Raw genomic sequence first — 1,246 nt, forward strand, 5'->3', positions numbered from 1 at the left:
ATATTACACCAATCATCCATAACAATATTAAATGCAACATGATCAGCACAATAAAATAGGAGCAACTCTTACTTGAAACAATGCCATTTAAAATGTTAGTGTTCTTTCCGGCTTATGCGGAAGTGTATTAACACGATTTTTAACACCCTCATCATCACCACAAAAGCCACAAGCATCATTAATCCCTTTCCAGTCGGATAAGGATTTTAAATATAACGGACTATCAGGTATTTAATAATGAAAAAGACGCTACTTTCTATGGTAACCATGGCAATATTAGCCACCAGCGTTAGTGCCAATGCTAATCTAGCAGCAAGTTTACAGTCTGGTATAAATAAGGCTCAAGTTCAAGGCATGCAGAATATGAATCAGTCTGATCAGAATGTCTATTTTAAACCTGCATTAACGAAAGAAATCACAGTTGAATTAGAAGTACCTAAAATAGTTAAATTTTCTAAGTCAAACGGTGATGATCTGACTTCGATTAAACTTAACATGGACGCCACCATGAGTTCATACAGTGCGACAGAGAACATCCGAGTAGAATCTAATGGCGACAGTAAAGTTCGTATTGGTCTTGGAAAACCATTTAATTTAGTGTCTAACAATGGTTCAAAAATACAATCCGACCCTGTTGTAATGTTAGGTGACAGGATGCTGAATGGAGCTGCTCATGTTGGGCTTGGTGGCGCCGCAATGTTCCCTTTAACAAACTCAGTACTGGATACCACTCTAAACATTAGCGTACGAAATAACGGACTTAAGTCTGCCGAAGTATACACTGGCACACTTAATCTTGTTATTGAAACGGCTGCTTAATTTAGTAAAAACATCATAATTTCCTTATTTTTTACACATACAGTCAGGGGGTAAACTCCTGGCTGCATGCTCCTTTGAATCAAAAATATAACGTAATGGTATAGCTATAACCATAAAAATACATTGGTCAAATGGAAGGAGCATCTCGCCATAGTTAACAGTGGAACGGAATCCTATGACAGATAATTCAATAATTAATAAGGCCACTTTACTTTTGTTATTACTGGCTACAATTACTTCAGCACCGGCAGAAGAGATAACGATCGAACACTTAGTGCCTGCCGGTTTTTCCGCGGCGGAAGAAAACGACACACTACAATTATTGGGCATATTAGAGGGTAAAACATTACCCCGCCCATTTTTTTTCTCGGAAAAAAAACAGCAGTTAAGTTTTGATCAACAACAATATCGCAATAACCACATTGAT

The 1,246-nt window shown here is 37.5% G+C and carries 1 protein-coding gene and 1 pseudogene; both read left to right on the top strand.

What is annotated here, in order from left to right:
- Positions 1-237: 237 nt before the first annotated feature.
- Positions 238-819, top strand: coding sequence for a CS1 type fimbrial major subunit (locus V1952_RS21910; RefSeq protein WP_420070860.1), 582 nt, complete (start codon positions 238-240; stop codon positions 817-819).
- Between the two features lie 175 nt (positions 820-994).
- Positions 995-1,246, top strand: a pseudogene (locus V1952_RS21915) (alpha-related fimbriae usher protein); the annotation flags it as partial.

The sequence above is a fragment of the Yersinia sp. 2542 StPb PI genome (genome assembly GCF_048593855.1).
GTDB lineage: Bacteria > Pseudomonadota > Gammaproteobacteria > Enterobacterales > Enterobacteriaceae > Yersinia > Yersinia enterocolitica_E.